Genomic DNA, 13,828 nt, shown 5'->3' with positions numbered 1-13,828 from the left:
GCCCACAGGGGCCTGAGTTGCGGTCGAAATCATGTCAAAAACGACCTCCATCTGTACTGAAAGCGCTACAGTGGAACGATATCGCTACACCCATCGGTAAGCAGCGCTGCGCAAGGCTTTGATCCCACAACGATTTTATCCAGCCTCTCAGCTGTAGCGATTTCGCTACAGCGAAGTCGATCCAAGTTTCGACAAAACCAATCAAACCATTGATATGTAAGCACTTATTAACATTGGCCGCATTCTTGCTATGGGTATTAGCATTCGGCCGGGCCAAGCCCCGCGCCTTTCTTCGCGTCCACCAGACGAATCTGGCCCCAGGAGTTTCCATGAGCGAGTTGCGTTTCACTGAAGATCACGAATGGCTGCGCACCGAAGCCGACGGCAGCGTTACTGTCGGTATTACCGCGTTTGCCCAGAACGCCTTGGGCGATGTGGTCTATGTTCAGTTACCGGAACTGCAAAGCTACGACAAGGGTGCCGAAGCCTCCACCGTGGAATCGGTGAAAGCAGCCAGCGGTGTCTACATGCCACTGGACGGTGAAGTGCTCGAAGTGAACCCGGCCCTGGAAAGCAATCCGGAATTGGTCAACGAAGATCCCCTGGGCGAAGGCTGGTTTTTCCGCTTCAAGCCCGCCGACGCCGCCCAAGTTGACCAACTGCTGGATCAGGACGCCTACGACCGCCTGATCAAAGCCAACGCCGAAGCCTGAGGAGCGCCACATGACTGTTAATCTCGGCACTGCCAACGAATTCATCGCCCGCCACATCGGCCCGCGTGCCAGCGACGAGCAAGCCATGCTCGAGCGCCTGGGCTACGACTCCCTGGAAGCGTTGAGCGCCAGTGTCATCCCGGAAAGCATCAAGGGCACCAGCGTGCTGGACATGGGCGACGGCCAGAGCGAAGCCGATGCGCTGGCCTCGATCAAAGCCATTGCCGCCAAGAACCAGCTGTTCAAGACTTACATCGGCCAGGGCTACTACAACTGCCATACGCCGGCGCCGATCCTGCGCAACCTGCTGGAAAACCCGGCCTGGTACACCGCCTACACGCCGTACCAGCCTGAAATTTCCCAGGGCCGTCTCGAAGCGCTGCTGAACTTCCAGACCTTGATCAGCGACCTTACCGGCCTGCCGATCGCCAACGCGTCCTTGCTCGACGAAGCCACCGCCGCCGCCGAAGCCATGACCTTCTGCAAGCGCCTGAGCAAGAACAAGGGCAGCAACGCGTTCTTCGCCTCCGTGCACAGCCACCCGCAAACCCTCGACGTGCTGCGCACCCGTGCCGAGCCCCTGGGCATCGACGTGGTGGTCGGCGATGAGCGCGAACTGAGCGACGTCAGCGGCTTCTTCGGCGCGCTGCTGCAATACCCGGCCAGCAACGGTGACCTGTTCGACTACCGCGAACTGACCGAACGCTTCCACACGGCCAACGCCCTGGTAGCGGTGGCCGCGGATCTGCTGGCCCTGACCCTGTTGACCCCACCCGGTGAATTCGGCGCCGACGTGGCCATCGGCAGCGCCCAGCGCTTCGGTGTGCCGCTGGGCTTCGGTGGCCCGCACGCGGCGTATTTCTCCACCAAGGACGCCTTCAAGCGCGACATGCCGGGCCGCCTGGTCGGCGTTTCCGTGGACCGTTTCGGCAAACCGGCCCTGCGCCTGGCGATGCAGACCCGCGAGCAACACATCCGCCGCGAGAAAGCCACGAGCAACATCTGCACCGCCCAGGTGCTGCTGGCCAACATCGCCAGCATGTACGCCGTGTACCACGGCCCCAAGGGCCTGGTGCAAATTGCCAATCGCATCCATCACCTGACCGCGATCCTTGCCAAGGGCCTGGGCGCGCTAGGGCTGAGCGTCGAGCAAGAGAGCTTCTTCGACACCCTGACCTTGCGCACCGGCGCGCAAACCGCTGCCCTGCACGACAAGGCCCGCGCACAGCGCATCAATCTGCGTGTGGTGGATGCGCAACGCCTGGGCCTGTCCCTGGACGAGACCACCAGCCAGGCTGACGTCGAAGCCCTGCTCCGTTTGATAGGTAACCTGATGGCCGACGGCAAGGCCGTGCCGGACTTCGCGGCACTGGCCGCCAGCGTGCAAAGCCATATCCCGGCCGAGCTGGTGCGCCAATCGGCGATCCTCAGCCACCCAGTGTTCAACCGCTACCACTCCGAAACCGAGCTGATGCGCTACCTGCGCAAGCTCGCCGACAAGGACCTGGCCCTGGATCGCACCATGATCCCGCTGGGTTCCTGCACCATGAAACTCAACGCCGCCAGCGAAATGATCCCGGTGACCTGGGCCGAGTTCGGCGCCCTGCACCCATTCGCCCCGGCCGAGCAAAGCGCCGGTTACCAGCAACTGACTGACGAGCTGGAAGCCATGCTCTGCGCCGCCACCGGCTATGACGCGGTGTCGCTGCAACCCAACGCCGGTTCCCAGGGCGAATACGCCGGCCTGCTGGCGATCCGCGCCTATCACCAGAGCCGTGGCGAAGACCGTCGCGATATCTGCCTGATCCCGTCCTCGGCCCACGGCACCAACCCGGCCACCGCCAACATGGCCGGCATGCGTGTGGTCGTGACCGCCTGTGATGCCCGCGGCAACGTCGACATCGAAGACCTGCGGGCCAAGGCCATCGAGCACCGCGAACACCTCGCGGCGCTGATGATCACCTACCCGTCCACCCACGGCGTGTTCGAAGAAGGCATCCGCGAAATCTGCGGCATCATTCATGACAACGGCGGCCAGGTGTACATCGACGGCGCCAACATGAACGCCATGGTCGGCCTCTGCGCCCCAGGCAAGTTCGGCGGCGACGTGTCCCACCTGAACCTGCACAAGACCTTCTGCATCCCCCACGGCGGTGGTGGCCCGGGCGTCGGCCCGATTGGCGTCAAATCCCACCTGGCACCGTTCCTGCCCGGCCATGCCAACATGGAACGCAAGGAAGGCGCGGTGTGCGCGGCGCCGTTCGGCAGCGCGAGCATCCTGCCGATCACCTGGATGTACATCCGCATGATGGGCGGCGCCGGCCTCAAGCGCGCCTCGCAACTGGCGATCCTCAACGCCAACTACATCGCCCGTCGCCTGGAAGAGCATTACCCGGTGCTCTACTCCGGCAGCAACGGCCTGGTGGCCCACGAATGCATCCTCGACCTGCGCCCGCTCAAGGACAGCAGCGGCATCAGCGTCGATGACGTGGCCAAGCGCCTGATCGATTTCGGTTTCCATGCGCCGACCATGTCGTTCCCGGTGGCCGGCACGCTGATGATCGAACCGACCGAAAGCGAGTCCAAGGAAGAGCTGGACCGTTTCTGCGACGCCATGATCTGCATCCGCGAAGAAATTCGCGCGGTGGAAAACGGCAGCCTGGACAAAGACGACAACCCACTGAAAAACGCCCCGCACACCGCGGCGGAAATCGTCGGCGAGTGGACCCACCCCTACAGCCGCGAACAGGCGGTGTACCCGGTGGCGTCGTTGATCGATGGCAAGTACTGGCCGCCGGTGGGCCGGGTCGACAACGTGTTCGGCGACCGCAACCTGGTCTGCGCCTGCCCGTCGATCGAAAGCTACGCTTGACCTGTGGAGGGGGCGGGTTTGCCCGCCCTCTCAACAACACCGCATATCCCCTTGTGGGAGCGAGCAAGCCCGCTCCCACATTGGATCTACGCCAAACTCATATTCGTCGATCCTCATAAAAAGAAACCGGAGAAACACCATGTCGTTAAGCGTGTTCGACCTGTTCAAGATCGGCATCGGCCCTTCCAGCTCCCATACGGTCGGCCCGATGCGTGCCGCTGCCCGTTTCGCCGAGGGGCTGCGTCGCGATGACTTGCTCAATTGCACCACCAGCGTCAAGGTCGAGCTCTACGGCTCGCTCGGCGCCACCGGCAAGGGCCACGGCAGCGACAAGGCCGTGCTGCTGGGCCTGGAAGGCGAACATCCCGACACCGTGGACACCGAAACCGTCGACGCCCGCCTGCAAGCGATCCGCAGCAGCGGTCGCCTGAACCTGCTCGGCGAACACTCCATCGAATTCAATGAAAAGCTGCACTTGGCGATGATCCGCAAGCCGTTGGCCTTTCACCCCAACGGCATGATCTTTCGCGCCTTCGATGCCGCAGGGCTGCAAGTGCGCAGCCGCGAGTACTACTCGGTGGGTGGCGGTTTTGTCGTCGACGAAGGCGCGGCCGGCGCCGACCGCATCGTCGAAGATGCCACGCCCCTGACCTTCCCGTTCAAGAGCGCCAAGGACCTGTTGGGCCACTGCACCACCTACGGCTTGTCCATCAGCCAGGTGATGCTGACCAACGAAAGCGCCTGGCGCCCCGAAGCCGAGACCCGTGCCGGCCTGCTGAAAATCTGGCAGGTGATGCAGGATTGCGTGGCGGCGGGCTGTCGCAACGAAGGGATTCTGCCAGGCGGGCTGAAGGTCAAGCGCCGGGCCGCGGCGTTGCACCGCCAGCTGTGCAAGAACCCGGAGGCCGCACTGCGCGACCCGCTGTCGGTGCTCGACTGGGTCAACCTGTACGCCTTGGCGGTCAACGAAGAAAACGCCTATGGCGGGCGCGTCGTCACCGCGCCTACCAACGGGGCGGCGGGGATCATTCCGGCGGTGCTGCATTACTACATGCGCTTTATCCCCGGCGCCAGCGAAGATGGCGTGGTGCGGTTCCTGCTGACCGCCGCCGCCATCGGCATCCTGTACAAGGAAAACGCCTCCATCTCCGGCGCCGAAGTCGGTTGCCAGGGGGAAGTGGGCGTGGCCTGTTCCATGGCCGCCGGCGCCCTGTGCGAAGTGCTCGGCGGCAGCGTGCAGCAAGTGGAAAACGCCGCCGAGATCGGCATGGAACACAACCTCGGCCTGACCTGCGACCCGATCGGCGGCCTGGTGCAGGTACCGTGCATCGAACGCAACGCCATGGGCTCGGTGAAGGCCATCAACGCGGTGCGCATGGCCATGCGCGGCGACGGGCATCACTTCGTTTCCCTCGACAAAGTCATCCGCACCATGCGCCAGACCGGCGCCGACATGAAAAGCAAATACAAGGAGACCGCCCGCGGCGGTCTGGCGGTCAACATTATCGAATGCTGATGCGCTTGCCTCACTTCCACCTTTTTTCCAGGAGCTGATATGTCCACCGAACAACTGCTGAAGACCCCGCTGCACGCGCTGCACCTCGAACTCGGCGCCCGCATGGTGCCGTTCGCCGGCTACGACATGCCGGTGCAGTACCCTCTGGGGGTGATGAAGGAACACCAGCACACCCGCGACCAGGCCGGGCTGTTCGATGTGTCCCACATGGGCCAGATCCGCCTGACCGGCGCAGGCGCCGCCAAGGCCCTGGAAACCCTGGTGCCGGTGGACATCATCGACCTACCAGTGGGCATGCAGCGCTACGCCATGTTCACCAATGAGAACGGCGGCATCCTCGACGACCTGATGGTCGCCAACCTGGGCAACGACGAACTGTTCCTGGTGGTCAACGCGGCCTGCAAGGACCAGGACCTGGCCCACCTGCGAGCCCATATTGGCGCGCAGTGCAGCATCGAGCCACTGTTCGAAGCCCGCGCCCTGCTCGCCCTGCAAGGCCCGGCCGCCGTCACCGTGCTCGCACGCCTGGCGCCAGACGTGGCGAAGATGACCTTCATGCAGTTCCAGCGAGTCACGCTGTTGGGCATGGACTGCTTTGTCAGCCGTTCGGGCTACACCGGTGAAGACGGTTTCGAAATCTCGGTACCCGCCGCCGATGCGGAAAAACTGGCCCGCGCCCTGCTGGCCGAGCCGGAAGTCGCGGCCATCGGCCTCGGCGCTCGTGACTCGCTGCGCCTGGAAGCCGGCCTGTGCCTCTACGGCCACGACATGAACACCGAGACCACGCCGATCGAGGCCAGCCTGTTGTGGGCGATATCCAAAGTACGTCGTGCCGACGGCGCCCGCGCTGGCGGTTTCCCCGGCGCTGAAACCGTGTTCGCCCAACAACAGGGCGGCGTCAAGCGCAAACGCGTCGGCCTGCTGCCCCAGGAACGCACACCGGTGCGCGAGGGCGCGGAGATCGTCAACGAAGCGGGCGAGATTATCGGGACGGTGTGCAGCGGCGGTTTCGGCCCGACCCTGGGCGGTCCGTTGGCGATGGGTTACCTGGACAGCGCCTATATCGCACTGGATACGCCAGTTTGGGCCATCGTGCGTGGGAAAAAGGTGCCTTTACTTGTAAGCAAAATGCCATTCGTCCCACAACGCTACTACCGCGGTTGATTGACTGTTTCTATAAGTAACGCGATTGCGTTATACGTGCACTAATGTGTAACGCAACCGCCATAAAAAGGTGCATGTCCTTAGACATTCAATGGCGCTTATAACAGTCGTTAACAATTGAACTAGCCTATCGAATAAGCCCCGCCCGGCGATGTATGTAAATGCCTGCAAGCTGAGCAAATACGGGCTTCCCCGGGGGGTTGTTTTTTCATTCGTAGTTGGCGTAGAGTTTGGTCACTGTGTTTGCATGGGTCGCTTGGAATCGTGACCTGGGCAGTAGCTTATGAAGTCCGCTACATCCCGTTCGACGTCTCTTACTTTCCTGCAACCCAGCCCCAGTACTCTTTCATGCGAAAGAGGCTGTCATTAATTTAGCGTCAAAGGAAATAAGAAAATGTCCCAACGTCAGAGCGGTACCGTCAAGTGGTTCAACGACGAGAAAGGTTTTGGTTTTATCACGCCTGAAAGCGGTCCGGATCTGTTCGTGCATTTCCGCGCCATCCAGGGCAACGGCTTCAAGAGCCTGAAAGAAGGCGAGAAAGTCACCTTCGTTGCTGTGCAAGGTCAGAAAGGCATGCAGGCTGACGAAGTACAAAAAGCCGACGCTTGAGGCTTTTGCACACTAAAAAGCCCTTGATTGATATCAGGGGCTTTTTTATGGGCGCAAATCCGTAAAATGGCTTCTTTTTCATCCGAGGCCGTCATGCCCAAACACCTGCTCACTCCCCAGGGCAACTTCCCTCCCGCCGGCCTGGGCCGTCGCCTGGCGGCGATGTTCTATGACTTTTTGCTGTGCACGGCGCTGCTGATCGTCACCAGCGGCGCCTACAAGATGATCCAGATGGCGATCATCGGTGAAGAAAAAATGCGTGCCCTGACCGAAGCTGGCGCACTGGACGGCGACCCGTTGCTGTCCACCGTGCTGCTGTTCGTGCTGTTCGGCTTCTTCGCCAAGTTCTGGACCCACAATGGCCAGACCCTGGGCATGCAGGTGTGGTGCATCCGCGTACAGAACGCCGATGGCACGGCCATCAGCCTGTGGCAGGCGCTGTTGCGGTTCGTGGTATCGATTGCGTCATTGCTGCTGGTGGGGCTGGGCTTTATCTGGGCGCTGTTCGACAAGCGCAAGCGCAGCTGGCATGACATCTACTCGGATACGCAGCTGGTGCGGATTCCCAAGAAGACCAAGTAAAAAACCCCACATCAGCGGATTGAAATACATTGTGGCGAGGGGATTTAGCGAAACGTCGCACCGCCCCGCTGGGTCGCGAAGCGGCCCTAAAACCTGACACAGTGCAATGTCAGGAAAAACAGAGGGGGCTGCTTCGCAGCCCAACGGGGATAAATCCCCTCATCACAGATAAATCCCCTCGCCACAGATAAATCCCTTCACCACAAAACCTCGCTAGCCTCGAAATCTTCTTCAGCTTCAGGCATTCCCCGCCAACTTCATCCGCGCCGCCTGGGTGAAGTCCAGCATGCGCTTGAGCGGACGAATCGCCTGGGGGATCAGCGCCGGGTCGACGAAGATCTCGTTGGCACCCTCCTGCAAGCTCTTGAGGGTGCGCTCCAGAGTATTCATTGCCATCCACGGGCAATGTGCGCAACTGCGGCACGCCGCGCCGTTGCCGGCGGTCGGGGCTTCGATGAAGACCTTGTCCGGGCACAACTGCTGCATCTTGTAGAAAATACCCCGGTCGGTGGCGACGATCAGCGTCTTGTTCGGCAGGGTCTGGGCCGCAGCGATCAATTGGCTGGTGGAGCCCACGGCATCCGCCAGTTCGATCACCGACGTCGGCGACTCCGGGTGCACCAAGATCGCGGCGTCCGGGTACAGCGCCTTCATGTCCTCCAACTGCTTGGACTTGAACTCTTCGTGGACGATACAGGCACCGTCCCAGAGCAGCATGTCAGCGCTGGTCTTGCGCTGGATGTAAGTGCCCAGGTGCTTGTCCGGGCCCCAGATGATCGTCTCGCCGTTGTCCATCAGGCTCTCGACGATTTCCAGCGCGCAACTGGACGTCACCACCCAGTCGGCCCGGGCCTTCACTGCCGCCGAGGTGTTGGCATACACCACCACGGTGCGCTCCGGATGCTGATCGCAGAACGCCGAGAACTCCTCCACCGGACAGCCCAGGTCCAGGGAGCAGGTGGCTTCCAGGGTGGGCATCAGCACACGTTTTTCGGGGTTGAGGATCTTGGCGGTCTCGCCCATGAACTTGACCCCCGCCACCACCACTGTCTTGGCCGGGTGGGCATTGCCGAAGCGGGCCATTTCCAGGGAGTCGGACACGCAACCACCGGTCTCTTCGGCCAGGGCCTGGATGATCGGGTCGCAGTAGAAGTGCGCGACCAGCACCGCGTCCTGAGCCTTGAGCTCGGCGGCGATGGCGGCGCGGTACCAGGCCTCTTGTTCGGCGCTCAGCGGCTTGGGCTGCTTGGCGTCGAGGTGGGCCTGGACCAGAAGGCGTTCGGAAATTTGCGTCATGTTCGCAAGACCTGCAAGCGCGTTTAGCGCGAAAGTCGAGTATACACCCGGCTCCGGACCACTCGGGTACCGCCGGGAAAGTGGGTATCAATCAGGCACGGGACTGCATGAAGCCGGCAAGGCTACAGAATATCCCACCGATGCAAAAGATCATTCTGACCTGTGCCCGGCCAACCTGTCACAGGCAACTGAGTCGAACACAAACCTTGTGGCGAGGGGATTTATCCCCGCTGGGCTGCGAAGCGGCCCTAAACCCTGACACCGTGGTGTATCAGGCATGTTGCATTCACCTTCTTTGGGGCGCAGCCCAGCGGGGATAAATCCCCTCGCCACAGGTTTTGTGTTTGCCAAGGAGGTTGACTTCTGCCTCCGGCAAGCTGACCGAAATGTAATCACCTGCCCAGCCGGCTTATGTCATCTTCTGTTCACACCGGCACCGGGCAACGCCCCAGTGCTCGCTGCGAATCGACTGACGGACTTCCATCGCATGCAAACAAAAACTTCCCGGCGCACCTTCGTCAAAGGCTTGGGCGCCGCCGGTATCCTGAGTGGCCTGGGCTTATGGCGCGCGCCTGTCTGGGCGGTCACCAGCCCTGGCCAGCCCAACGTCCTGAGCGGCACCGAGTTCGATCTGTTCATCGGCGAAAGCCCGGTCAACTTCACCGGCAACCCACGTACTGCCCAGACCATCAACGGCGGCATTCCCGGCCCACTGCTGCGCTGGCGTGAAGGCGACACCGTCACCCTGCGGGTGCGCAATCGCTTGAAGGAGACAACCTCCATCCACTGGCACGGCATCCTGCTGCCAGCCAACATGGACGGCGTTCCGGGGTTGAGTTTCAAGGGCATCGAACCCGACGGCATGTACGTGTATCAGTTCAAGGTCCGGCAAAACGGCACCTACTGGTACCACAGCCATTCTGGCTTCCAGGAACAATCCGGGGTCTACGGCCCGCTGGTGATCGACGCCAGGGAACCGGAGCCCTTCCAGTACGAACGGGACTATGTGGTGATGCTCACCGACTGGACCGATGAAGACCCCGGCAACATCCTTCGCAAGCTCAAGAAACAGTCGGACTACTACAACTACAACAAACGCACCGTCGGCGACTTCATTGACGATGTGGGCAAGAACGGCTGGGCCAGCACTGTGGCCGATCGCAAGATGTGGGCCGAGATGAAGATGAATCCTACTGACCTGGCCGATGTCAGTGGCGCCACCTACACCTACCTCATGAACGGCCAGGCGCCGGACATGAACTGGACCGGCCTGTTCAAGCCTGGCGAACGTCTTCGCCTGCGCTTTATCAACGGCTCGGCCATGAGCTATTTCGACGTGCGCATTCCCGGCTTGAAGATGACGGTGGTGGCGTCCGACGGCCAATACGTCAAACCGGTGAGTGTCGATGAGTTTCGGATCGCCGTGGCCGAAACCTATGACGTCATCGTCGAACCGACCCAGGAGGCCTACACCCTGTTCGCCCAGTCCATGGACCGCACCGGCTATGCCCGCGGCACCCTCGCGGCCAGGGCCGGGTTGTCGGCACCGGTGCCGCCCCTGGACCCGCGGCCACTGGTGACCATGGACGACATGGGCATGGGTGGCATGGACCACGGCAGCATGGGCGACATGGGGCAAATGAGCGGTATGGACCACGGCTCGATGCAAGGCATGGCCGGCATGGACCACGGCTCGATGCAGGGCATGGCCGGGATGGACGACAGCCAGATGCAAGGCATGGATCATAGCCAGATGCAGGGGATGGGCGACATGGCCGGTATGGATCACGGTGCCATGCAAGGCATGGACGGCATGCTGTCGCACCCCGACACCGAGAAAGACAACCCCCTGGTCGACATGCAGGCCATGAGCGTCAAGCCCAAGCTCGACGACCCAGGCATGGGGCTGCGCGACAACGGCCGCAAAGTGCTGACCTACTCAGACCTGCGCAGCACCTTCCCCGACCCCGACGGCCGCGAGCCGGGCCGTACGATCGAGCTGCACCTGACCGGGCATATGGAGAAATTCGTCTGGTCGTTCAACGGCGTGAAATTTTCCGACGCCGCGCCGCTGCTGCTCAAGTACGGCGAGCGACTGCGCATCGTGCTGATCAACGACACCATGATGACCCACCCCATCCACCTGCACGGCATGTGGAGCGATCTGGAGGACGAGAACGGCCAGTTCATGGTGCGCAAGCACACCATCGACGTGCCACCGGGCGCCAAGCGCAGCTACCGCGTCACCGCCGATGCCCTCGGGCGCTGGGCGTACCACTGTCATCTGCTGTTTCACATGGAGATGGGGATGTTCCGTGAAGTTCGGGTGCAGGAATGAGGAGCCGACCATGACCACTGTTTTTCAATACCCCATGGCACTCATTGCCAGCCTCACCCTCGGCGCCACCACCTCGGCCTGGGCGGCGGGCAACGACATGCAAGGCATGGATCACAGCCAGATGCCCGGGATGGACCATAGCCAGATGCAAGGTATGGATTCAATGCAGGGCATGGACTCGATGCAGGGCATGGAGCCCATGCAATCAGCGCCGACCACCAGCCGCACGCCGATCCCGGAACTGACAGCCGCTGATCGCGCCGCCGTCTACGAGGACCATGGCGGACACGCGGTGCATGACAGCGCAATCAATTCGTTTTTCCTCATCGACCAGTTGGAGTGGCAAGACGCCGATGACGGCAGCGCCCTGAGCTGGGATGCCTCCGGCTGGATCGGTGGCGACATCGACCGTTTATGGCTGCGCTCCGAAGGTGAACGCCTCAACGGCAAGACCGAAGAGGCGGAGCTTCAGGCCCTGTGGGGCCACGCCATCAGTCCTTGGTGGGACGTGGTGGCCGGCGTGCGCCAGGACTTCAAGCCGGGCGATGCGCAAACCTGGGCCGCCTTCGGCGTGCAAGGCATGGCGCTGTACAACTTCGAAGCCCAAGCCACCGCGTTCATCGGCGAAGGTGGCCAGAGCGCGGCGCGGCTGGAAGGCGACTACGACATCTTGCTGACCAATCGGTTGATCCTGCAGCCCACCGCCGAGGTCAACTTCTATGGCAAGAACGACCCCGCCCGCAGTGTCGGCTCAGGGTTGTCGGACACCGAGCTCGGCGTACGGCTGCGTTATGAAATACGCCGCGAATTCGCGCCATACGTTGGCGTCACCTGGAACCGGACCTACGGCAACACCGCCGACTACGCCCGCGCAGAAGGTGAAGATCGCAGCGAAGCCCGCCTGGTATTGGGGCTGCGCATGTGGTTCTGACCCGCTGAGCTGTTTCACCCAAAATTAAAAAACCACGTTGTAGGAGTCCTTGCATGTCATTGCTCAAAAACGCTGTTGCTGTTGTCGCCCTGTCCACTGGCCTGTTGATCAGCGGCTTGGCCCAGGCCCATCCGAAGCTGCTCTCTTCTACCCCCGCCGAGGGCGCCGAGGGTGCGGCACCGGCAAAGATCGAGCTGCACTTTTCCGAAAACCTGATGACCAAGTTTTCCGGTGCCAAGCTGATGATGACCGAGATGCCCGGCATGGCGGCGCATTCGCCCATGCCCATGCCAGCCAAGGTCTCCGGCAGCGATGACCCGAAAACCATGGTCATTGTCCCGAATGGCCCCCTCAGCGCCGGCACCTATCAGGTCCAGTGGCGCGCGGTGTCGTCCGACACTCACCCGATCACCGGTAACGTCACGTTCAAGGTGAAGTGAGTTGATGAGCGACTCGATCAACATCGCCCTGCGTTTTGCCCTGTATTTGGATCTGATGTTGCTGTTCGGCCTGGCCGCGTTCGGGCTCTATAGCCTGCGAGGCCAGGAACGGGTGTCGGGCGCGCAGTTGCCTTTCACACCGCTGCTAGTGACCACGGCGGTGCTGGGCGGACTGCTGTCCTTCGCCGCCATGGCGTGCATGGCCTGGGCCATGAGCGGTGTTTCAGACTGGGTCGAACTGTGGCCGCACATTGAAATGATGGTGTTGGAGACCGACGTCGGCTCGAGTTGGACACTGCGGATAGCGGCGCTGGTGTTGGCCGGTGTCGCCGTGACGCTCAATAAGCGTTGGCCGACTGCCAGCTTGTGGCTGGTCATGCTGGGCGGCGGCGTGGCGCTGGCGACGCTGGCCTGGGCCGGGCATGGCGCCATGGACGAAGGTGAGCGCCGCAACTGGCACTTCATCACCGACTTCCTGCACCTGTGGGCAGCGGGCGGCTGGGTCGGCGCCTTGGCCGCGTTTGCCCTGCTGCTTCGCCAGGCCGAACCACAGTTGGCGGTACTGGCCCGGACACTGATCGGGTTTGAAACCGCCGGGGCAGTGATCGTGGTGGTCATCAGCGTGACGGGGGTGGTGAACTATCTGTTTATCGTCGGCCCAAGCGTCGAAGGGTTGCTGGACAGCACCTACGGTCAGTTGCTGGCGCTCAAGCTCAGCTTGTTCGCCGCCATGCTGGTGTTCGCCGCGTTGAACCGCTTTCACCTGAGCCCATTGCTGGAGCAGGCCCGACAGACCGGCGAGCACGGCGTTGCGGTGAATGCCCTCCGGCGCAGCATGGCGCTGGAGTTCTGTGTGGCGGTGCTCATTCTGGGATGGGTGGCGTGGCTGGGGACGCTGAGCCCGACGATGGAATAGGAGGCTGTGAACGCCTATTGTGGCGAGGGAGCTTGCTCCCGCTGGGGCGCGTAGCGGCCCCTTGCGGTGTGTCAGGCAAAACCAGGGGGCTGCTTCAACCCAGCGGGAGCAAGCTCTCATCAAACAAAATACAACCCTCTGTTTTTAAAAAGCTTTTAAGCTGCATCGACCACCCTCATACCCAACTTAGTAGCCTTGCGTTGCAAGGCTCTAATTTGGCGATTACGACTTTGGGCCTCAAACTCCTCTATGCCTTTTTCCACATAAGGCTGTCCTTTGGTCAGCATGGCGTAGATCAACCGGGCCAGTTGATGGGCGGTAGCTTTGATCGCGCATGAGGTATCCATGCGGGCCAGTCTGGCGCGGTGACTGGCGCCAATAAAGCTCTTGTCGTTACGGGCACTGGAAGCAGCCTGCTTCAGGGCCTGCGCGGCTCGGTTAAACACTTTC

General features: G+C 61.9%; 11 protein-coding genes and 1 pseudogene. 10 read left to right on the top strand and 2 right to left on the bottom strand.

The features are described 5' to 3' along the window. Nucleotides 1-329 precede the first annotated feature (329 nt). The 6 genes from gcvH to BT116_RS26330 all read left to right on the top strand — a co-directional run bounded on the left by gcvH (nt 330) and on the right by BT116_RS26330 (nt 7,457). Nucleotides 330-713, top strand: a complete 384-nt coding sequence (gene gcvH / locus BT116_RS26355; protein WP_072348378.1) for a glycine cleavage system protein GcvH — start codon at nt 330-332, stop codon at nt 711-713. A gap of 10 nt (nt 714-723) precedes the next feature. Beyond that, the gene (gene gcvP, locus BT116_RS26350; RefSeq protein WP_072348376.1) at nt 724-3,585 is read left to right on the top strand and encodes an aminomethyl-transferring glycine dehydrogenase; all 2,862 of its coding nucleotides are present in this window, start codon (nt 724-726) and stop codon (nt 3,583-3,585) included. Between the two features lie 139 nt (nt 3,586-3,724). Beyond that, on the top strand, nt 3,725-5,101 hold the full coding sequence (locus BT116_RS26345) for an L-serine ammonia-lyase (RefSeq protein ID WP_072348375.1): 1,377 nt from the start codon (nt 3,725-3,727) through the stop codon (nt 5,099-5,101). A 39-nt stretch (nt 5,102-5,140) separates the two neighbouring features. Further along, nucleotides 5,141-6,265: a glycine cleavage system aminomethyltransferase GcvT gene (gcvT, locus tag BT116_RS26340; RefSeq protein WP_072348374.1), complete on the top strand. Its 1,125-nt coding sequence runs from the start codon at nt 5,141-5,143 to the stop codon at nt 6,263-6,265. Nucleotides 6,266-6,659: 394 nt separating this feature from the next. Further along, nucleotides 6,660-6,875, top strand: coding sequence for a cold-shock protein (locus tag BT116_RS26335; RefSeq protein ID WP_072348373.1), 216 nt, complete (start codon nt 6,660-6,662; stop codon nt 6,873-6,875). A gap of 93 nt (nt 6,876-6,968) precedes the next feature. After that, entirely contained in the window at nt 6,969-7,457 is a 489-nt protein-coding gene (locus tag BT116_RS26330; RefSeq protein WP_072348372.1) for an RDD family protein, read from the top strand. A 237-nt stretch (nt 7,458-7,694) separates the two neighbouring features. On the opposite strand, the gene nadA is transcribed toward BT116_RS26330, so the two are convergent. Then, the gene (gene nadA, locus BT116_RS26325) at nt 7,695-8,753 is read right to left on the bottom strand and encodes a quinolinate synthase NadA (protein WP_072348371.1); all 1,059 of its coding nucleotides are present in this window, start codon (nt 8,751-8,753) and stop codon (nt 7,695-7,697) included. Nucleotides 8,754-9,240: 487 nt separating this feature from the next. On the opposite strand from nadA, the gene BT116_RS26320 reads away from it, so the two are divergent. From BT116_RS26320 to copD, 4 genes are read left to right on the top strand one after another with little or no spacing between them, the layout of a single operon-like run. Then, complete coding sequence (locus BT116_RS26320; RefSeq protein WP_072348370.1) at nt 9,241-11,091, top strand: copper resistance system multicopper oxidase; 1,851 nt, start codon at nt 9,241-9,243, stop codon at nt 11,089-11,091. Nucleotides 11,092-11,101: 10 nt separating this feature from the next. Then, nucleotides 11,102-12,022, top strand: coding sequence for a copper resistance protein B (locus tag BT116_RS26315; protein ID WP_072348369.1), 921 nt, complete (start codon nt 11,102-11,104; stop codon nt 12,020-12,022). Between the two features lie 53 nt (nt 12,023-12,075). Continuing rightward, a complete protein-coding gene (copC, locus tag BT116_RS26310) occupies nt 12,076-12,462 on the top strand; it encodes a copper homeostasis periplasmic binding protein CopC (RefSeq protein ID WP_063324621.1) in 387 nt (128 codons plus the stop codon). A 4-nt stretch (nt 12,463-12,466) separates the two neighbouring features. Beyond that, nucleotides 12,467-13,378, top strand: a complete 912-nt coding sequence (gene copD / locus BT116_RS26305) for a copper homeostasis membrane protein CopD (RefSeq protein WP_072348367.1) — start codon at nt 12,467-12,469, stop codon at nt 13,376-13,378. A gap of 155 nt (nt 13,379-13,533) precedes the next feature. On the opposite strand, the pseudogene BT116_RS26300 reads toward copD, so the two are convergent. Beyond that, nucleotides 13,534-13,828: pseudogene (locus BT116_RS26300) on the bottom strand (IS110 family transposase); the annotation flags it as partial.

It is taken from the genome of Pseudomonas sp. NFACC16-2, assembly GCF_900119205.1.
GTDB classification, from domain to species: Bacteria; Pseudomonadota; Gammaproteobacteria; order Pseudomonadales; family Pseudomonadaceae; genus Aquipseudomonas; species Aquipseudomonas fluorescens_Q.
This window is presented reverse-complemented; position numbering and strand designations above follow the sequence as displayed.